The 20,655-nt window shown below is 39.7% G+C and carries 19 protein-coding genes and 1 riboswitch; all 19 genes read right to left on the bottom strand.

Annotated features, from left to right (window positions below):
• Position 1: 1 nt before the first annotated feature.
• The 19 genes from cmk to FN960_RS07610 all read right to left on the bottom strand — a co-directional run bounded on the left by cmk (position 2) and on the right by FN960_RS07610 (position 20,391).
• Positions 2-676 (bottom strand): (d)CMP kinase, encoded by a 675-nt coding sequence (cmk, locus tag FN960_RS07695; RefSeq protein WP_143848125.1) that lies wholly within the window; start codon positions 674-676, stop codon positions 2-4.
• A 152-nt stretch (positions 677-828) separates the two neighbouring features.
• A complete protein-coding gene (locus FN960_RS07690) occupies positions 829-1,497 on the bottom strand; it encodes a flagellar brake protein (protein ID WP_185970963.1) in 669 nt (222 codons plus the stop codon).
• Between the two features lie 290 nt (positions 1,498-1,787).
• Entirely contained in the window at positions 1,788-3,125 is a 1,338-nt protein-coding gene (gene ypeB, locus FN960_RS07685; RefSeq protein ID WP_143848123.1) for a germination protein YpeB, read from the bottom strand.
• A 19-nt stretch (positions 3,126-3,144) separates the two neighbouring features.
• On the bottom strand, positions 3,145-4,053 hold the full coding sequence (sleB, locus tag FN960_RS07680; RefSeq protein WP_143848122.1) for a spore cortex-lytic enzyme: 909 nt from the start codon (positions 4,051-4,053) through the stop codon (positions 3,145-3,147).
• A gap of 395 nt (positions 4,054-4,448) precedes the next feature.
• Entirely contained in the window at positions 4,449-6,299 is a 1,851-nt protein-coding gene (locus FN960_RS07675) for a bifunctional homocysteine S-methyltransferase/methylenetetrahydrofolate reductase (protein WP_143848121.1), read from the bottom strand.
• Between the two features lie 31 nt (positions 6,300-6,330).
• Positions 6,331-7,437, bottom strand: coding sequence for a methionine biosynthesis PLP-dependent protein (locus FN960_RS07670; RefSeq protein ID WP_143848120.1), 1,107 nt, complete (start codon positions 7,435-7,437; stop codon positions 6,331-6,333).
• A gap of 85 nt (positions 7,438-7,522) precedes the next feature.
• A riboswitch (SAM riboswitch) is annotated at positions 7,523-7,627 on the bottom strand.
• Between the two features lie 65 nt (positions 7,628-7,692).
• Positions 7,693-7,854, bottom strand: a complete 162-nt coding sequence (locus FN960_RS22775) for a hypothetical protein (protein ID WP_185970962.1) — start codon at positions 7,852-7,854, stop codon at positions 7,693-7,695.
• Positions 7,855-7,860: 6 nt separating this feature from the next.
• The gene (gene prsW / locus FN960_RS07665) at positions 7,861-8,532 is read right to left on the bottom strand and encodes a glutamic-type intramembrane protease PrsW (RefSeq protein WP_143848119.1); all 672 of its coding nucleotides are present in this window, start codon (positions 8,530-8,532) and stop codon (positions 7,861-7,863) included.
• A 137-nt stretch (positions 8,533-8,669) separates the two neighbouring features.
• Entirely contained in the window at positions 8,670-9,629 is a 960-nt protein-coding gene (locus FN960_RS07660; RefSeq protein WP_143848118.1) for an asparaginase, read from the bottom strand.
• Between the two features lie 13 nt (positions 9,630-9,642).
• Positions 9,643-10,617, bottom strand: coding sequence for a YpdA family putative bacillithiol disulfide reductase (locus FN960_RS07655; RefSeq protein ID WP_143848117.1), 975 nt, complete (start codon positions 10,615-10,617; stop codon positions 9,643-9,645).
• A gap of 195 nt (positions 10,618-10,812) precedes the next feature.
• Entirely contained in the window at positions 10,813-12,075 is a 1,263-nt protein-coding gene (locus tag FN960_RS07650; RefSeq protein WP_143848116.1) for a Glu/Leu/Phe/Val family dehydrogenase, read from the bottom strand.
• A 308-nt stretch (positions 12,076-12,383) separates the two neighbouring features.
• Positions 12,384-13,310, bottom strand: coding sequence for a D-alanine--D-alanine ligase family protein (locus FN960_RS07645; RefSeq protein WP_143848115.1), 927 nt, complete (start codon positions 13,308-13,310; stop codon positions 12,384-12,386).
• A 92-nt stretch (positions 13,311-13,402) separates the two neighbouring features.
• Positions 13,403-14,455, bottom strand: coding sequence for a LolA family protein (locus FN960_RS07640; RefSeq protein WP_143848114.1), 1,053 nt, complete (start codon positions 14,453-14,455; stop codon positions 13,403-13,405).
• Positions 14,452-15,900: a sensor histidine kinase gene (locus FN960_RS07635; RefSeq protein WP_143848113.1), complete on the bottom strand. Its 1,449-nt coding sequence runs from the start codon at positions 15,898-15,900 to the stop codon at positions 14,452-14,454. The genes FN960_RS07640 and FN960_RS07635 overlap by 4 nt, the downstream gene beginning before the upstream one ends.
• Positions 15,884-16,600 (bottom strand): response regulator transcription factor, encoded by a 717-nt coding sequence (locus FN960_RS07630; RefSeq protein WP_143848112.1) that lies wholly within the window; start codon positions 16,598-16,600, stop codon positions 15,884-15,886. The genes FN960_RS07635 and FN960_RS07630 overlap by 17 nt, the downstream gene beginning before the upstream one ends.
• An 89-nt stretch (positions 16,601-16,689) precedes the next feature.
• Positions 16,690-17,295: a genetic competence negative regulator gene (locus tag FN960_RS07625; protein WP_143848111.1), complete on the bottom strand. Its 606-nt coding sequence runs from the start codon at positions 17,293-17,295 to the stop codon at positions 16,690-16,692.
• 117 nt (positions 17,296-17,412) lie between these two features.
• Positions 17,413-18,312: a MerR family transcriptional regulator gene (locus tag FN960_RS07620; protein WP_143848110.1), complete on the bottom strand. Its 900-nt coding sequence runs from the start codon at positions 18,310-18,312 to the stop codon at positions 17,413-17,415.
• Positions 18,313-18,348: 36 nt separating this feature from the next.
• Complete coding sequence (locus FN960_RS07615) at positions 18,349-19,155, bottom strand: metallophosphoesterase (protein ID WP_143848109.1); 807 nt, start codon at positions 19,153-19,155, stop codon at positions 18,349-18,351.
• Positions 19,156-19,218: 63 nt separating this feature from the next.
• A complete protein-coding gene (locus FN960_RS07610) occupies positions 19,219-20,391 on the bottom strand; it encodes a M20 family metallopeptidase (RefSeq protein WP_143848108.1) in 1,173 nt (390 codons plus the stop codon).
• Between the last annotated feature and the right edge of the window lie 264 nt (positions 20,392-20,655).

The raw sequence follows: 20,655 nt of genomic DNA, 5'->3' as shown, positions 1-20,655 counted from the left end.
CTTATGCTGTCCGCTCCTTTGCGAGTTCCGTGATGGCTTGAACAACCTCAGGTATGGTTAACGCCGTGGTATCTATTTCTACAGCATCCTCTGCCTTTTTTAGAGGAGCGATAGCCCTAGTAGAATCCAATTCATCTCGTTTTGCAATGTCTACTTTAAGCTGCTCTAAATCAGATGGCATCCCTTTAGCAATCTGCTCTTGATGACGTCTACGGGCTCTTTCAGAAACTGCAGCTGTAAGAAACACTTTTAGATTAGCATAAGGTAATACATACGTGCCAATATCTCGCCCATCAAGAACACTGTTTGTAGTACCAGCAAGCTGACGTTGACGTTTAACCATTTCCTCTCTAACTGCCTGGTAGCTTGAAACAAGTGAAACCAGCTGATTCACCTCTGAAGAACGAATGTCTAGTGTTACATCTTCATCGTTAAGCAGAACCCTTGATCCTTCTTGATCAACAATTAGTTGAATATGGCTATGATTAAGGAGCTCACTAACATCCGTCTCACTTGATGGATTTGTTTTCGACTTAAGCACTGCTAAAGTCAATGCTCTATACATCGCACCTGTATCAATATACAAAAAAGATAATTTCTCTGAAACCAACTTTGCCACGGTACTTTTACCGGCACCAGCTGGACCATCAATAGCAATATTCACCCAATTACTCATGTCAAACACCTCAAATTATCACGTAACACCCGTCACATATACGTTTTCTTTACTTTCCATTTTAAAAATGGACTAATTCTACGACCCAATTGTAGCATAGATACGTAGTTGGGTCTAATGAAACCTTGGTGCGACAGACACCTTCACGCTATTTATAATTTCATCTTTTTCTTTTCCACCAGTTGCTTCTCAAAAACATAGGTCATGATCTTCTCACGATCCCGCTGATGTAAATTCAAAAACTCAAACGAAATTCGCTCTCTACCATAATCGGTTGGTTTTGCTAAACGTACAATATCTGCTTTAACCTGCAGATAGTCCACAGTTCCAGACGGCCTATGTAAAACAAGATAAAGCATAACCATTTCACCAATCGGAGGACATGTATAATTACGAGGCAGTGATACCGCACACCCACCGCCGCTAATGTCAACCGTAGTAGAGGCGAATGGATAATAATCCGAGTGCAAGGGGTGCACCGCAACATCGGCTCGTGCTGAGATTCGTACATATTCACGTCGCTGCATTCGCATAATTTGATCGGAATCGGGTTGATTTAATAGCAATACAGGGATATTTGCTTTTTTTCTTCCTAAGATTGTTGCTTCAAAAGAATAAACCGCTTCATCCTTTGAAATCCACCATGCCTTAAACTGTGTTCCATCGTAAAAAAAAGCAGGTTTTTCTGTTTTTTCGTTAATTGGATAATCAATGACCAGTCGTCCATCTTCAATATCAACTAATCGACAGCGATAGACAGGTACGGGTTTCTCCATCTCCTGGTGTTTAGCCTCAAGATATAAGGTCATTCCTACTTCCACATTTTCGCCGCCCCTTCTCCAAGTAATTATCTTTATTATCGCACGAATTGGAAAAAGCGCAAGGTAATGGTTGAGCTTGATGATAAAGTCTAAAGTACGATTATTACCTTCACTCTCACTAGCGCAAAGCGTGATACAGATGTTTGGAAGAAGCTCCAAACCTGTTCTATTAACGGCAGACATGATTCCCGATGGTCGCGAAAACGCTTGTACAAATAAAGAACCCGAACAATGACATCATCATTGTTCGGGTTCTGTTAGACTGTATTCTTTTTTTCCCAACTCATTCGTTATTGATAAACTGGTTCTGATTGAATCAAACGCTCAACCTTTTCTTCTTGTCCATCTTCAGCGTTAATAAAAATTCTGAATGTATCGTCATCTAACACACCTAAAAACTCATAACACAGCACATCTTCATCGATGGAGTTTTTGACCATAGCAATATGTTCTTCCATGACTTCTACTCTAGGGTTTACATTCTCTTTTGCTTCATCTCTTGAAAGCTTGACACTTGGAATATCTCGATTCTCTTGATGATTTATTAGATAGCCTTTGGCTTCATAGCTTGTGACATCTCCATTATCAAGTGCAACTTCAATTAATATTGACTCCGGATAAACCCTCACATCATCTTGAGTATACACAAATTCAAATACACCAGTATTGTCATATTGTGTGCTATCGACTAACTCCATATTGGATTTCCCGTGGTCCTCAAGGAAGGTTTTAGCTTTTTCGGCTGCCTCATTTAAACCAACCGTTTGCTTACCCATTTGTCTCTCTTGCATGAACCAAATCGCCTCGCCACCCTTTTGACTAATATCCATATAATAGTCAGCTTCATGATCAGGATCATCTATAACCAGGGTATAGGCAGGATACTCTAGCCCTTTTCCTGTTTTTGAGATTTGAACATTAGCTCCCTTTCCAACACCAGCATAGTTTCTGCCGATATCCTTCGCCTCTTCTTCGCTAATCTCTTTACCATTTAAAGCTTCTTTTAATTCTCCATTAATGTTGCGGATAGAATCCTTACTAGCTCCCCAATCTACCTCACTAAACCCTTCTACCGACTTATTCATTAATTCAAACTTTCCAGGAATACTTTCTTCCCCTTGATTGTCCTCATTTAAACTAGCCTCTACCCAACTATGTTGATCGTTCATTGCCTTTGCCTGCATACTTCTCATGTTTTCACGAATTGTCCCTGCATGCTTATGCAAGTCCTTTAAGGTCTGGTACTCTTTGTCGGTCAACGGTACTTCATCTAAGTCTCTCACGGATGTCCTGTAGCTAAAATCAGCCATTTTATAAAGAAATTCTTCTGCATCACTTGTTTTGACTGATTGAACCGGTAATTCCCCTAGATTTTTTTGAGCTAAGCTTGTTATTCTCCATACTTCTGCGAGTGAGGGTGATAACTGCTTTCTTGAATTCATGGCTAATGTTTTCCCGAGCTCATCTTCAATCTGATCAAGGTTGAATGTTAAATCATGAAACGCACGTTGATAACTGTTTTCTGCTTGAATTCTAAGCTGATCCCCTTCACTTTTTTGTTGATAGCCCCACCAGCCAGTTCCTATCACCGCAGCAACGGCAAGTCCTATAATGATGGTTTTTAACATTCTCATTCACCTCCGTCTTCTAATAACAAAAGATATGTTTACCAATCTTTTTAATTTGCTCTCTTGACCAGATCCAGTCGGACGTAGCAGTCACTGGATTAAAGTAGTAAATAGCATTACCTGTTGGATCCTGCCCATTCAATGCATCAATAACTGCGCGCCTTGCTGTTTCATCAGGCTCATTGTTAATTTGCCCATCTGCTACAGCTGTAAATGCTCTAGGCTCATAGATCACTTCAGACACTGTATTTGGGAAAGTTGCACTGTTTATTCGGTTGATAATAACCGCTGCTACTGCCACCTGGCCTACATATGGCTCTCCTCGAGCTTCACCATAAACAGCTTGAGCCATTAAGCGAATATCATTGTCTGAATAACCAGAGGGAACATTATTTGCTTTTTCAATTGTCGGCTCGTCATTTTCAGGAGCTTGTGGTTGTTCATCCCCACCTGTTTGACCTTCATTATCAGGTGCAGGTGCTTGACTTCCACTTGTTCCCTTCTTGCCTCCGCCCTTTGCACTTCCTTTAGGTCCTTGCTGCTTTTTCTTATCTGTTCCTCCGTAGTGGGAGAATTTCCTACCTTCTTTTAGAGCATTTTGCACAAAGCCTTCATCATACTTTGTTGACTTGGCTAACATTTGTTTCATGTTATCTCCTACTAACCCGTCTACTTCCATTCCAAAATCGTTTTGGAAGTTTCGAACAGCCCAGTATGTGCCCCAGCCATACACCCCATCAATCTTCCCGGTGTAAAAGCCGTTATATTGCAGTCTTGCTTGAAGTTCTACAACGTCATCTCCTGTCGCGCCCTTCTGAATAATTTGGTCAGAAAAGGCTTGAACATCCTGAGCATGCCATGTTAAAAGACAAATAACAGCCATTGAACTTAGAACTATTTTTTTAACTGTTAATGAGTGAATAAACATTTCTTTCCCTCCTATCACTTTTATCCGCGTATACTTCGTGCGTGATGTTAGTGTTTGTTGGAAAAAAGGATTTATTCATACCTTTTTTGCCATAAAAAAAGTGACTGTCTTAAAAAGCAAAAATAAATAAAAAAACTCAAACCACTATAAATAGTGATCCGAGTTTTTCGGTGTGTATTGACCCTAATCTAAATTATTATTAGTAGTGCTTTTAATTTGCTACAGGGATAGGGCACGCTTTCCGGGGGCGTGCGGTGAACTAAACTTAGCTAACGCCAATATTAATTCACCCCTGCACGTACCTCCCCTCGGAGTCGGCCGAGAAACTCCCAGGTTTACTTACACATAAAAATTTTCCACTGTCATCATAGCAGTGGCAAATCACATGTTATAACTTATTCAAATATAGATTGGTTTTGCTTTATTTTTGTTTTCGCATTAATATATCCTGCAAGTTCCACGGTTACATCATAGTGCATAAACGGTGTGATTAAATAAATACCATTAAAATAGTCCATGGCCGTATCAATCAAAGACTTAGCAATGGCCAATCCCTCTTGCTTAGAAGCCTCTCGATTGCCCTCATGAGTTGACATTGCTTCTCTTATTTGATCTGTCAGCTTTATACCTGGCACTTCATTGTGTAAAAACTCAGCATTACGTGCACTAATTAATGGCATAATTCCAATATAGATAGGCTGTGTCATATGCTTTGTTTCCTCATAAATTGCTTCTAACTGTTGATGATCGTAGACTGGCTGGCTCATAAAATAATCAGCGCCGCTTTCGATTTTTTTCTCCAAGCGCTTGACTGCTTTATCAATGTATTTAACGTTTGGATTAAAAGCCGCACCTATTGTAAAGTTAGCTCGCTCTCCTAAATCCTTACCCGAGAAAGAAATTCCTTCATTTAACTGTTTGATCATAGAGATCAACTGATACGATGCAAGATCATAAACAGAGGTAGCCCCAGGGAAATCACCTATTTTTGTTGGGTCCCCAGTAATCGTTAATACGTCGTTTAAACCAAGCGCATGCAATCCCATTAAATGTGATTGCAACCCAATGAGATTTCGGTCACGGCATGTTAAATGAACAAGAGGTCGCATCCCTACCTGTTCCTTTACCATCGTCCCTAAAGCAAGGTTATCAATACGAGGAGATGCAAGTGAATTATCGGCAAGCGTTAAGGCATCAATTCCTGCCTCTTTCAGAGCATGTGCCCCTTCCATAAATCTTTTTGTACTGAGCTTTTTGGGAGGGTCTAGTTCAACAATTACGGAACTCTGCTTACGGACAATTTCAGTTAGCTTCTTTTCACTTCCTGTTAAATCAACCTCTGGAATAGGCTCACGCACGGTGAACTTTAACGTCTTTTTTTGAACAGGGACTCGACTTTTTGCTACCTCAGCCACTGCTTTAATATGTGAAGGAGAGGTACCGCAGCATCCCCCGATCAAACGGACCCCTTGGTCAATAAATCGCCCTGTCATATTTGCAAAATATTCTGGATTAGAGGAGTAAAACAATCGCCCGTCGCGATAATCAGGCAAGCTTGCATTAGGATAAACAGCAAGATAATGATGTTCGGGAATCGGAATTTCTTCAAAAGAACGCAGCATATGGGCAGGACCCATCCGACAATTTAACCCAACAATATCTGCACCTGCTTTTGTTAATAGACTAAATGCTTCAGTTGCTTGAATGCCCCCACTCATCACACCAATATCACCAAGACTTACATTAACGATAAGAGGTAACGAGCTATGCTTTTTTGCCTCTTTTGTGATCATTAAAGCTTCTTCAAGATCATAAAACGTTTCTAATAAAAGTCCATCTACACCTTCATCAATTAAAGTAATAAGCTGGTCAGTCAATGCTTCATTAATCTCATCTAAAGTCGACTCTTCCATTTGGAAGCGTCGGATTCCACCAATCGTGCCAACTACATAAGCTTTGTCAGCTGCTGCCTGTTTTGCTAAAGCAACTGCCCTTCTGTTGATTTCGGCAGTTCTCTCTTCCAATCCATATTTGCTAAGCTTTAAGTGGTTTGCGGCATAGGTATTTGTTTGAATAACGTCTGCACCCGCTTGAAGGTATTCACGATGAATCGAAATAACCTGATCAGGCTGCGTAATATTTATCTCTTCAAAGCACTGGTGCTCAATTCCCCGCTCATACAATAAAGTCCCCATTGCACCGTCGCCAACTAAAATATCTGTTTTTAATCTCTCCAATAGTCCCATAATGATCTCCTTTCGTATAATCGATGGATGCCTATCTATCTACAGCTGAGAACGCTTGCTTTAGGTCTTCTATTAAATCCTGACAACGTTCAATCCCTACGGAGAAACGTAATAGCTTATTGTCAACACCATTGGCTGTGCGGATTTCCTCAGGAATGTCTGCATGAGTTTGAGTAGCAGGATACGTCATTAAACTTTCTACCCCTCCAAGACTCTCTGCAAATGAGATCAAAGACAAATGCTGCAAAATTGGATTGATCCATGATTCTTCCTTGACCCGAAAGGAGATCATTCCCCCACGCCCTGGGTAAAGCACCTCTTCAACCGCAGGAGCTTCTTCTAGAAACCGAACAATTTCTTTAGCATTTTCTTCATGCTTCTCCATCCTAAGTGCGAGGGTTTTCATGCCTCTAATTACTAACCAGGAATCAAATGCCGAAAGAGTTGCCCCTATTCCATTATGATAGTAACCAATTCTCTCCGAAAGCTCCGCCCCTTTAGATACAATGAGACCAGCAATGACATCATTATGGCCACTTATGTATTTTGAAGCACTATGAACCACAATGTCTGCCCCATCTACAATGGGTTGTTGAATTAACGGGGTGTAAAAGGTGTTGTCAACGATTAATAGCAGATTATATTTCTTTGCTATGGTTGCTAAGCTAGTAATTGAAGCCTCTTGCATAAGTGGATTTGTAGGAGATTCGATAAATAACGCTTTTGTTTCAGACGTTATTGCTGCCTCAAATGTCTCCAAGTCTCTAGGGTCTTCATACCTAAAGGTTAAACCCCAGCGGTTCCAGCCCTCTTCAAACAAGCGATAGGTCCCCCCATATAAATCCTTAGAAGCAAGGATTTCATCCCCTTCTTGAAAAAGAGATAAAACTGTATGAACCGCGGCCATACCTGAACTGCACGCAAATCCTCTATCTCCTTCTTCAAGTTCTGCAATCGCCTGTTCTAATACCTCTCTCGTTGGATTCCCCGTTCTTGCGTAATCGTAACCAGTTGATTCTCCAATGCCAGTATGACGATAGGCCGTTGAAAAGTATACGGGAGCGTTCACAGCACCTGTACGTTGATCTACTCGATTCCCAATTTGCACCAAACAAGTTTCTAAGGCTCGCTTATCCATTGTGATCACTCCATCTCATAAAATTAAAAAAGCACCTTCCTCTTTAATAAGAAGAAGGTGCTTTGTCTGCTGCACATAAAGCTTCCTCTTATCTTAGCAGAACTGTCCCTGCCGGATTTAGCACCTTGCCAAAAATAGGCTGGTTGCTGAGACTTCATAGGGCCTTTCCCTCCATCTCTCTTGATAAGAAAACATATTTTGTTTTTGGATGTTCACTATAACATACCTGACGAATATTATAAATGCAAGTGGTTTTTATGATTCGGGAGAGGCTTCAATAAGAAGTCGCTCTTCATTTCCACAAACACAGCGCTTGAATCCAGTCTCGTATTCACCAAATTCATTTAGTCTGCCTCTAAGAATATACTTTTCCTGACACTCTGGACAGCGAATGACGATTCGATAACGTTCTTCCATGACGGTTTAATTCCCCCTTGTACGTGGTGATTGTTGATCCAGCTTACTTGCAAGCCTAATTTTGTAGATGGCAAACACCCAAAGCATTAGCATGAAAGGAATTATTCCAAACAACACATAATGATCAAATAAAAATACAATGTAGTCATATGAACTATGTAAAGCAACAGGCAATAGCAGTGATAGTGAAAGTAGCCAGCGTTTCTTTGTAGGCATTAATTTAGCACTGCCTAGGTAATATCCCATAATAATTCCAAACAGTGCGTGGCTTGAAACCGGCATAAGCGCACGCCCGACAGCTGTTTCAATGCCATGAGCAATTAAATAAAATACGTTCTCCATTGTTGCAAACCCAAGAGAAAGAGACACCCCGTAAACAATTCCATCATTCCTTCTGGCAATGCTCCCATGCTGATAAGCAAAAATCAAAAGAATAAACCACTTAAAGAACTCTTCGGTAAAACCGTATAAAATAATAGCTTGCTGCCATTCCTTTGTAAATATCTCTTCTTCAATAAATGCATACTGCAAAACCATGACCGGAAATACCAATAGAATTCCTAAAAGAAATGTTCGAATGATGGTCTCGTGCAGCTTACGACGATAATCTGCCTTTAAATAAAAGTATGTTAACAATGCCAGCGCAGGCGCTATTGCAGCCGTTAGCAACGAAAACATATACGACCTGCCTTTCTATAAGCCACAGGTCCTTATAACAAATGTCCCGTTAGCATCTGCTTAGAGGATGGAACCTGTCCATTACACGTAGTAAGGTCATTATATTTCTAATGATATTCCATTTCAAGAAGAAACTATTATCTACTAAAGCCAGACCTTACATCTGATTGAGAAGCTAACAGGACCATTGTTTTGATTCGTGCCTTTTTACTATCATAATCCGAGCCCAAAATGACACCCAATTGTTCTAGTTGGTGAGCACTACCTTCATATTCGTAGGTAGGATAGACTTTACCCTCTTCAGCAGAGGTAGTCATTACTATGGTTTTTCCTACTTGTAGCGCTTCCGCAAGCAAAGGAACCAAATGTGGTGGAACCTGACCTCGCCCTACTCCTTCTATCACAACGCCATCCATGGTTTCAAGTAATCCTTTAAGCACGTTTGGATGCATGCCCAAATAGATCTTTGCAATGGCAATCTGGGGGAGCTCCTCTTGTAAATGAAAGACCTGACGTTCAATTGGTTTTTGATACAAAAAAATCGTGTCATTATCAATAATCCCCAAATAACCAAATCCAAAAGCATTAAAGCCTTGAATGTTTGAAGCATGCTCTTTTTTTACATACCTGGCTGCGAATATTCGTTCATTAAATACTACAGATGTTCCAACTTGGTGCAAATCCTCATGGCAAGCCGCATAAATGGCATGACGTAAGTTGATAAATGCATCACTACCCAATTGCTCTGGTCCTCTTTGGGAACCTGTCACAATAACTGGTCGCTCATCCTTGATAACCAAATCTAGAAAATAGGCTGTTTCTTCCAACGTATCTGTTCCGTGTGTGACAACCACACCGTCTACATCATCCTGCATAAATGCTAATTCAATTTCTTTTTTTAAGTCAAGCCAGTCATCAAATGTAATGTGGATGCTAGGCTTTTGAAGCATTGACCTTACAACGACATGAATATCTTCAGGAAGCTGACATAATTTTGCAAGCTCTTCACCTGAAAGTTCACCTGCAACGAGCTTACCATCCTTATTCTCAGTACTTGCAATAGTACCACCAGTTGTAATAAGTACGACCTTTTTCATCTAAGTTGCCCCTTTATCGTTTTGCTAGCAATTCCTTTATTCTTGCGGCAATACCCAATCCATGCCAACGGCCATTTTCAATAAAGATTTCATTTGCATTATTGCCCGCCGCAATAACTCCAGCGATAAATAGGCCTTCAACATTTGTTTCAAAACTATCTGGGTTATATTCAGGCCGTCCTGTTTCATCCTCAACACTAACTCCCATACTCTTTAGGAATTGATGGTCAGGATGATAACCTGTCATCGCAAAAACATAATCTGCCTTGACTCGTTTTAATTTTCCCAACACAGAGTATTCGACCTCTGTTTCAGTGATTTGTTTGATTTCTGCTTGGAATTCCAGTTTTATTTTTTGATGATTTACGAGTGACACATACTCCGGTAATATCCACGGTTTTACACTCGGCGAGTAATCCGTACCTCTATATAAAGCTGTTACATGCGCACCCGCCTTCTCTAGTTCAAGAGCAGCATCAATGGCTGAATTTTTCCCACCAATCACAACAACATGTCGCCTGAAGTATGGGTGTGCCTCTTTAAAATAGTGGTAGACATGGGGCAAGTCTTCTCCTTTTATATTCATTAAGTTAGGAGAGTTATAATAGCCCGTAGCGATGACTACAAAGGCGGCTTTGTAGCTTGTTTTTATTGTTTCAACAATAAATGTGCCGTCCTCTTGTTTCTGTACTTGTTTTACCTCTTCTTGAGAGTTAATACGTAATTGCTTTCGCTCAGCCACACTCCGGTAATAAACCAAGGCTTGGTTGCGGTGGGGCTTACGTTGCTCGGTCACAAATGCCACATCTCCAATTTCTAGTTTCTCACTTGTACTGAAAAATGTCTGATGGGTAGGATAGTTGGAAATAGAGCTAACAATATAATCCTTCTCTATTAGTAAAGGGGATAATCCCTGCTCCTGACAAGCAATGGCTGCTGCTAGGCCACATGGGCCCGCTCCAATGATAATCACGTCTTCCTTTTGCATTGAACTCAACTCACTCCATTCCAACACTATAACGGGTAGCTACTACACTTTTCCGCTTATTATGCTCCTTTTTCATTAAAAAAGTATAGCATACTCTGTATAAAGCTTGCAGTTCATACGGGTTTAAACTAAAAAAAACAGCGAAATCAAAGAGATTTCGCTGAAGCTATGTGAAATATATACAATGAAAAAGGATTACACCCATCCTCTAAATCTTGATGCCTCAGCCATTTTACGAACCCCTATCATATATGCAGCTAATCGCATATTTACCTTACGGGTTTTTGCAAGCTGATAAATATTGTTAAATGAACCTTTGATAACAGATTCAAGCTTTCCTTCGACTTCTTCATCCGTCCAATAGTATCCCTGATTGTTTTGTACCCATTCAAAATAAGATACCGTGACTCCTCCGGAACTTGCTAAAACGTCCGGGACAAGAAGAACTCCTTGTTTTGCCAGAATCTCTGTCGCTTCCATCGTTGTTGGACCATTTGCAGCTTCAACAACAATGGATGCTTTTATATTTGCCGCATTTTCTTTGGTAATTTGGTTTTCTATCGCTGCCGGTACTAAAATATCACAATCTAATTCAAGCAGCTCTTCATTTGTAATGGTGTTTTTAAATAGTTTGGTTACAGTGCCAAAGCTGTCTCTACGATCTAGTAAATAATCAATATCTAAGCCGTCAGGTTCATATAATGCACCATATGCATCACCAATACCAACAACAATGGCTCCAGCATCATGAAGAAACTTCGCTAGGAAGCTACCCGCATTGCCAAACCCTTGAATCACCACTCTAGCACCTTCCATATCGATGCCAACTTTTTTCGCTGCTTCATTAATACAGATGGTAACACCTTTTGCTGTAGCTGACTCTCTACCGTGAGATCCTCCCAACACTAAAGGCTTACCGGTAATAAATCCAGGTGAGTCAAACTCACGGATTTTACTGTACTCATCTAACATCCAAGCCATAATTTGTGAGTTTGTAAACACGTCAGGTGCAGGAATATCTTTAGTAGGTCCTACAATTTGGCTAATGGCCCGAACATAACCTCTGCTTAAACGTTCCAATTCCCTAAAAGACATCTCTCGTGGATCACAAACGATGCCTCCTTTACCTCCACCATAAGGTAAATCAACAATGCCAGCTTTTAAGCTCATCCATATGGATAAGGCCTTTACTTCACGTTCTGTTACTTCCGGGTGGAATCTAACGCCACCCTTAGTTGGTCCTACAGAATCATTATGCTGAGCTCTGTATCCGGTAAATATCTTCGTTGATCCATCATCCATCCGAATTGGAATACGAACAGTCAACATACGTAATGGTTCACTTAATAATTCATACATCTCATCTGGATATCCAAGTTTTGTTAGTGCCTGTTTAATTACGGTTTGAGTGGAACCTAAAACATCAAGCTGATCAATTTGCTTCTCATAATCGTCCATTTCTTTCACCTCTGAGCTGTGTATCGCTTGTCTTTATATATCCCAAACAAGCCTCTCCTCCTAACTATAATGACAAACGAAATAGATTTCCACCATTTTGCGATTTTTTTTAAATAATCTATCAGATGTTCAATAAATATATTATAAATAACACTAGACATGCAGCAAAACGCAAAAATATCGTACGTTTTCCCTTTATTCATGAAGCTAACATTAAAAAAGAGCCGAATAATTATGTTAGATTCACCACATAATTATTCGACTCTTAGAATGTAATGGGCTTAGCCCTGTAGAAACAGCTTCTGCTGTTACTTATGCTTTTTAAGAGAAAGCTCAATCAGCTTTTCTACCATATCCTCATAAGATAAACCAATTTCTTTTGCAGCATCTGGATAAAGACTTGTTGGTGTCATGCCGGGTAAAGTGTTTACTTCAAGGATAACAGGTAATTGGGTTTCATCTTCTGGCACGATGAAATCAACTCGTGAGTAAACTTCACACCCAAGAACCTGATGTGCTCTTACGGCATGCTTTTGAACATATGCCGTCTGTTCAGCACTTAACCTCGCTGGAATGATATGCTCACTGCCACCCACCGCATATTTAGCTTCATAATCGTAATACTTGTTTTTCGGTACAATCTCAATAACCGGTAGGGCTTGTTCCTCTCCTTGCTCGCCAAGAACAGAGACAGTAACCTCTTTTCCAGAAATGAATTCTTCAAGCATCACGGTTTGATCAAATTCAAACGCTTGTTTAATTCCGTTCATCAAGGTCTCCATATCTTCAGCAATTGTTAAACCAATGGTTGAGCCTTCTTGATTTGGTTTAACAACAACAGGCAGCTTTAATGACAACTTAAAATCCTGTTCATTAAAGTCATACTTATAAAGAATTTGTTCATTTGCCACGCGTGTACCTTCATGTTCAAAGAATAATTTTGATTTAGCTTTATCCATTGCTAAGGCAGAGCCTTGCACACCAGATCCTACATATGGAATTGAAAGCATATCAAGTAACGCTTGTATTTTTCCATCTTCACCATATCGTCCATGAAGCGCAATATAGACAATATCAGCTTCTAAATTAAGAATTTCATCTAACCTTTCTGGATGAAAGTCAATAGCAACCACTTCATGCCCTCGGTTTTTTAAAGCATTCATTATTCCCTTACCAGAAGATAACGACACCTCTCGTTCGGCTGATATACCGCCATATAAAACTGCTACCTTCATACTTTCCACTCTCCTGCCCATGTGTTCTTTTACTCTATTCACTCTTTCTAATAGTGAAACTTGTCACGTTAAAAATCAACTAATATCTTTTTTTATTTGCTAGTAAACGTCATATTAGAAAGAATTTCTTCCGCGACTTCGCTTGAATAGTCACCAGTAAATTCTACAAAATATTGCAAACCATTCTCCTGCCAATTAAAAGTGAGTAACGAGGTCTCATCTACCATTAAAGCTTCCTGGCCCCTTACTTCGGTTTTCTTTTCTAGTCCCTCTATTTCAACGAGTCGCCATTCGGGTTCAATGTAAAGAAATACCTCCCCACGATCATCTGTGAAGGTCAGATTTAAAACGTAGCTGTTATCTATATCAGGGTCTGGTCTTATAAAGCCGGAATCATAAATAAAGGATTCATCAAATGTTAAAAAGTCGGACTGATATTGTTCTGACGCTTCCTTTAACGTAACGGGCTCAGGCTTAAAAAGATCAATGAAGGATTCCTCACTAAATCCTTCTTCGTTCTCAATTTCAAACGTACCATCCGGAAAATCATTTACAAGTTCAAATGAGGTAGCCTCTCTTGTGAAATCTCTATCTCCATCTTTAATTTGTTCCTTTAAAACAACCCACGTTTTGTTATCAAACCATAAATTAATTTCGCTTATCATCCCTATATCACGTTCAGGTCGAACCTCCAAGCGAAGATGTGTAGTCTCCCGGCCCAATAGGGTTTCCTCGCCTACAACCTCGGCTTTAAAGGATCCCGAATAATATCGTACTAGTTCTTCTACCTGTTCAAATGGACTAACGTAACCTATGGCATCTCGTTCTTCTCCGTAATAGTCATTATTGGTAACCACTTCATTTTCATAATCCTTAGTCATGGATACGTCATTATTTGTCACATCTTCGTAAATAATTTCATCATTTTTGTACGTAATCCTTTTGGATTGACCGTTACCATCATACCACTCGTGCATGTCAGTTTTAGCTCCATCCAAATCTGTTGAAGTCATATTAATTGTATAGGATACATCTTTAGAACCACCATTTTCAAATACCTCGTACAGCACATCCTCGGCCTTCATTTCCTGGAAACAGCCTGAGAGCAGTACTGATCCTAAGCCAATTGCTATTAAACGTTTCATTTGGAATACTCCTTTTTTAAATCGTGGTTAAAGCTCGGAATGGAAAAGTAGAATGTACTTCCCTTCCCACCTGAATATACTTGCATCGTTCCATGATGCTTATGAATTAATTCCTGACAAATGGATAAACCTAGCCCCACTCCACTTGAATTTGTTTGATTTCTAGCTTTTTCAATTTGATAAAAAGATGAAAAGATACGTTCCTGTTCTTCTTTCGGTATGCCCTTCCCTTTATCACTAACAAGGAAATATAACTGATCTGGTGAATAGGACACAAAGGATGGCAATTCATTACGTTTGTTTGTAATGAGAATTGAAATCTCTTCAAAAGGATCAGAATACCTTACAGCATTCATAATTAAATTATCCATTACTTGAATAAGTCGATTTACATCACATGAAACCATGGCCGGTTCGACCTTGATTTCTGAGGAAACACGTACTTTTAAGTCTTGCTCGCTATAACCATCAACTAACAATTCAGCTAACTCCTCCGCCTCAACCTCTTTAAGGTTTAGAGAAAAGCTCGTTGCCTGTATGGCAGAATATGCAAGTAAATCATTAATTAGCTTCTGCATAAACTCGGTTTTTGCGAGAATGACTTTTGCGTAATCCTCTTGTTTATCACGATGATCACTCATTCCCTCAGCGTACGCACGGATGGATGTTAGTGGAGTACGTAAATCATGAGAAATGGCCGCTATTAGTCTTTGTTGATTTGCTACTTCCTCTTCTTCATTTTTCTTAGCCTCAATTAGACGTTGACTCATATCTCCAAATCCTGCCAATAATTGGGACATTTCGTCTTTTTGTTTTTTATTGATTTTGGTATCATCATTAGGAAGTCCTCGCCCTATTTCGCCCATCTCCGCTAAAATATAATTAATTGGAACAATCATTCTACGTTTTAACCAGAAATGAACAAGAGTTAATGTGCCTCCAACTGCAAACAAAAATATAAGAAGTGCCATCCAATAGGTTTGGTTTGTTTTTTCTTGTACTTCAGTCCGTTCAATTTGTAGGGTGAAAAAAGCAATGATTTCCCCCTCGTTTGTAAAGATCGGTTCTTTGTACGTGTAACCTCTCATAGAGGTCTTGAGCTCATACAAATTTCTCATGACTTGATTTCTTGATGTCATACTGCCAGAATTAGCATTACCTGTTGAAAATAGCTGGTTATATCCTGCTGTATATACAGTCATATCTTCATTTGGTTCAAGCTCATTGATTACAGCTTCCCTTAATTCATCGGCCTCTTCCATAAGATCTCTGTGCTGTTTCATAAAATCACTAATTTGATTCACTCTTAGAATTGCATTAAGCCTCTCCGCACTCTCCTCACGATCAAACCAACCCGTTAACTGTATATAAAACACCAAAGTAACAACAAAAGGAACAATCGCTGTTAATAGTAAAATTATGTATAGTTTAAGTCGAATACTCATGCTGGTGCCCTATAAATTTGTATCCTACACCCCAAACAGTTTCAATATATTTCGGAAATTTTTTCCCATCCTTTAGCTTATGACGAATGTTTTTTATGTGTACGGTTACGGTTCTAATATCTTCGTAATCAGCCTGGTGCCATATTTGTCGATAGAGCTGTTCCTTAGTAAAAACCTGTCCGGGGTTTTTAGCAAGATAGATAAATAGTTCATATTCTTTTGCAGTAAATGAAATCGGTTGGCCATCTAATGTAATCAAGCGGCCCCCTTGATCTATAACAACATCATGAAAAATGAGCTCACGTTGATTTTGTTGAAGAAGTTTAGATTGAAACACTTGATATCTACGAATTTGAGCACGAATTCGCGCAACTAGCTCAAGTGGGCTAAATGGCTTTGTTACATAATCATCGGCTCCGATACCAAGACTGTGGATTTTATCAAGGTCGCTTTGCTTTGCGCTCACAACAATGATTGGAACTTCACTTGTTTCTCTAATTTCCTGACAGACTTCAAAACCGCTTTTTCCTGGCAACATCAAATCCACTAATATTAGTGAATAGCATTCATCGTGAAAAGCTTTTAAGCCTTCATCCCCTGCAGCTTTCCAATTTACACGATACCCTTCTCTTTCAAGGTAATCCTGTATAATCTTTGCAATTTCCGCATCGTCCTCAATAATTAAGATTGCATTTTCCAAAACGATTCACCTCAAACTCATTTTAGCAAAGATTAGCGTAAACGACTTCATTTTTTTTTCAAAAAAATAGCATATGACTATATTATTAGTCACATGCTATTCTTTACAAAATATTCATAAATGGTTGTTACGGCGTTTTCATTCATTAATTCTTTACCGTATTCATACACTCTAAATGACGAGATGGTCGAAGGGTTACCGAATTCAGCCAATAAGGCAATAAAGGCATCTTCGTTCACCTGCTCTATCTCCTGCTCTTCAAATTTCATAAAGAATCGATCTTGAAATGAATACAGTTTCCCACCTTTCACTCCAAAGGAATACAATCTAGAAGCTAAACCGATTGCCGCCTCAAAATGAAAGAGCTCATAGAAAATTTCATCTGTTTCATCCAACGTTACCTGCATCTCAATAAAGCCCTCGTCAAATCCTTCATCGTCAAAGTCATCATCTGCTTGACCTTTACTGACAATAAAGACCATTCCTTGAGCAGGCATCGCGAAGACTTCAACAGCAATAGGACCATCCACCTTAAAGCCTAGCTCATCGTCTGCTTCCAGCATCATATCGCGGAACAAGTCATGAACCTTAGGTACATCTTGCCACAAGTCTTCTTTTGTAATGCCGCGATCCTGCATATCATCAAATGTTAGAAACACTTTAAATTTATCTACAGCTAAGCGCTCAAGACGCATATTGGTCCCTCCCTTATCACGAAACCATTACTAGTAACCGACTTATCTTTCCTTATATCATACGGTATGTTCTTTCAATGCATATGGTGCTTATTTGAAAGCCCTTCTTTACATTTACTACCTTGATTTAAACCATTGATTCAACCATTGTTCCCATTCAGAAAGCTGCGTTCCAATTAAAAAGCAGTCACAGTCACACATAGTTAAATCCACATTTCCTCCGAATGCAATATACATGTTAGGGAACTGCTTTTTCATATGTTGTTGAAACAACTGAACCTGTTCCTCGCACCCATCTTCTTGACAGAAATAGAAACTTAATCCTGGACTTACTTCCCGCAACACTATTTCGACATCAAGGTTCGAAACTCCTTCTCCTAAATAGATGACCTCAAAACCACGTTGTCTTAAAAATAACGTAAAAAGCAGACATTGAATGCTTGCGAGTTCACCTTTGTGAAATGGTGCAGTGACAGCTTTTGGAAGGCGACTATCCACAGGAAGGTTTGAACAAATATGTTTAATTTTTGTATTGATAAACGACTTAACCATATACTTGCTTGCGGAGCTAATGGATGGTTCATTAGCTTCTAAATGCACATGTTTAAAAACTGGACCAAGTATGTCATTTGCAACTTTTTCAATACTATAAATACTAAATGCTTTGTTTAACAACTGCGTCGCTTCATGCTCATTAAAAGATAACAATGCCGCTTGGATCTCATCTGCAAGCTGTGTAATGAAATCTGCTTTTTGCTTGTACTTACTCTCTTCATGAGATTGCCACTCTGCCTCCATTAAATCTACTGCTTGTCCAATTGTAAAACCTTGGTTTATTTTATCAATTAGCCAATTTAAAATATGAACTTGCTGTTCTGAATAAAGTCTATGACCGGCAGCGTTACGGGATGGCTGAATCACTTTATACCGACGCTCCCATGCCCGGAGAGTCCCGGGTTGGATGCCAAGTTTAATGGATAGAGCCTTAATATTATATTTCCCATCTGATGTTGTCATATTCCTCTCCTCCCAAGTACATAAACATTTGCATGCTCAATCTTCAAATTGGTATATGACTTGAGGCTGTATGGAAGGTAAACCTGCCCTTAGGGTAAAGAGGTGCGCTTCTGGCAGTGCACCCAGCCTAAGTGGTAATTTACTTGTTCCATATCCATTACTTATTAATTCAATAGCTTGTTGTTTTTGTTGAATAGAACCATGTCTGGCTACACTTAACCCTAGAAGTCTAATTTGTCCACCATGTGTATGTCCACCAAGCATGAAAGAAAAAGGATGCTTAACCGGAAGCTGCTTAAATGCCTGTGGAAAGTGACAGACAAAAATAGAAAAAGGATAGTCGCTCGCCTGTTTTGAAAGGTGGTGATACTGTTCAACTTCCAATGGCTCTGTACCACCTGCTATAAACAGAGCGTCTGTATGACGACTAATAATAGCTCCTGAGTTCTCAAGTACTTGAACTCCTGTTTTATTTAGCAGATCTCTAAGTATCTCCTCATCCACTTCTACATCATTATTACCCCAAACAAAATAAGTTGGTCCGCAGGCTGATATACGTTGAAGGTTTTGTTTAATTTGTGGAGTCGATACCCCTGATTCAAGCAAATCCCCTCCAATGATAACGATGTCACATGTCCCGACTTCATCGAGAAGACTTTTTGAAATCAAACGTTTATGCAAATCAGAAACAAAGAAGACTTTACATCCATCAAATGCTTCTGGCAATTTATCAAAGGATAGAGTTTGTTTAATTAATCGATGTTTCGCGGCTTCTTTTTTCATATGAAACAATAGCGGTACGCTTAACAAACCTGTTAGCAAAACGTATGGCAACCATTTCAAAAAGTACTCCCCATTTCTTTATCCAATATACAATAGCGCACCAAATTTTCCTAGAAAAATGCTTTATTGCTCTTGATAGGTCATTGCGGCATGTAAAAGTAACTTCCCAGCCAATAACATTGCGTTTTCATCAAATGTAAACTTTGGATGGTGGTGAGGATAATCAGCACCAATCTCTGAATTTCCAGAACCCGTAAAGAAAAAAGTACCAGGAATTTTTCTCAAATAATATGCGAAATCTTCTCCGCCCATGACTGGAGCCATTTCAGTAACAAGCTGTTCTGAATGAATCTCTTTTGCAATGCTTGCAAACCGCTCCGTTTCAACTGGATCGTTTACAACAGCTGGATATCCTTTTATATACGTAAATTCACAAGTAGCGCCCATACTGGCACATACCCCGGTAATTAGCTGGTCCATTTTATTAATGACGAGCTCTTGCAAGTCCTCTTCAAAGGTTCTCACCGTACCGATTAACTCTGCAGTATCGGAAATGACATTAAATGGCCCTCCTGCATGAAATGACGCGGTGGTTACAACAGCTGATTTAAGAGGATCTACCTGCCTGCTTACTACATGCTGAAGATTTTGAACGACAGCGGCTCCAACTGCTACCGCGTCAATGGTTTCGTGTGGAGCTGCACCGTGTCCACCTTTACCCTGAATCTTCACTTCAAAGCGATCTGAGGCAGCCATAATTGGACCACTACGATATCCAACTTGTCCTAATGGAAGAGGATTCCAAAGGTGTGTACCATAAATGACATCCACTCCATCTAAGCAACCATCCTTAATCATCTCAATAGCACCACCTGGAGCTAGTTCTTCCGCAAATTGATGAATGAGCACAATGGTTCCTTTTATTAGGTGACGATTTTCCATTAGCACCTTTGCACATACGAGAAGGGTTGCTGTATGTCCATCATGTCCACACGCATGCATTACTCCTGGAACTTCAGAAGCAAATGGCAAACCCGTATCCTCCTGAATTGGCAACGCATCAAAATCTGCTCGCAAGGCCACGGTTTTACCAGGTAAATCTCCTTTTATGTATCCAACTACTCCTCGGCCACCGACCCCACGTTTAACGTCTACTCCCAACTCTTCTAAGTAGTCAGCGATAAAAGCGGGTGTTTTTTCTTCGTGAAAGGAAAGTTCCGGTTGTGCATGAAGCTTCCTTCTAATTTCCACCATCTCTGGGTATAGTTCTTCTAATTGCTCCATTATCGTTGCCATGGTCTTCTCCTCCTTGGAATAATAGCTCATTTTGCTAAAAAAAGGCTGATACCCTGCTTCAGAGTATCAACCTGATTAATCCGATTTCTGTGAAAGTTTCAGTAACCCAATTGCCATAAATACCGCAAGCAGAACGGCCAGTCCCCCAAAACCTAGAACGGCCAAAAATTGACTCATTGACATTATGCTCACTCCCCAAGCTGTTTATCTATCTTATATTTTAGCTGAAGTATTGGCATGTTGTCAAAGCTGATTATACTTTAG

Origin of the sequence: Alkalicoccobacillus porphyridii (assembly GCF_007293315.1) — a bacterium.
GTDB classification, from domain to species: domain Bacteria; phylum Bacillota; class Bacilli; order Bacillales; family Bacillaceae_D; genus Alkalicoccobacillus; species Alkalicoccobacillus porphyridii.
The sequence above is the reverse complement of the archived record's forward strand: the minus strand, read 5'-3'. Positions and strand labels throughout refer to the sequence as shown.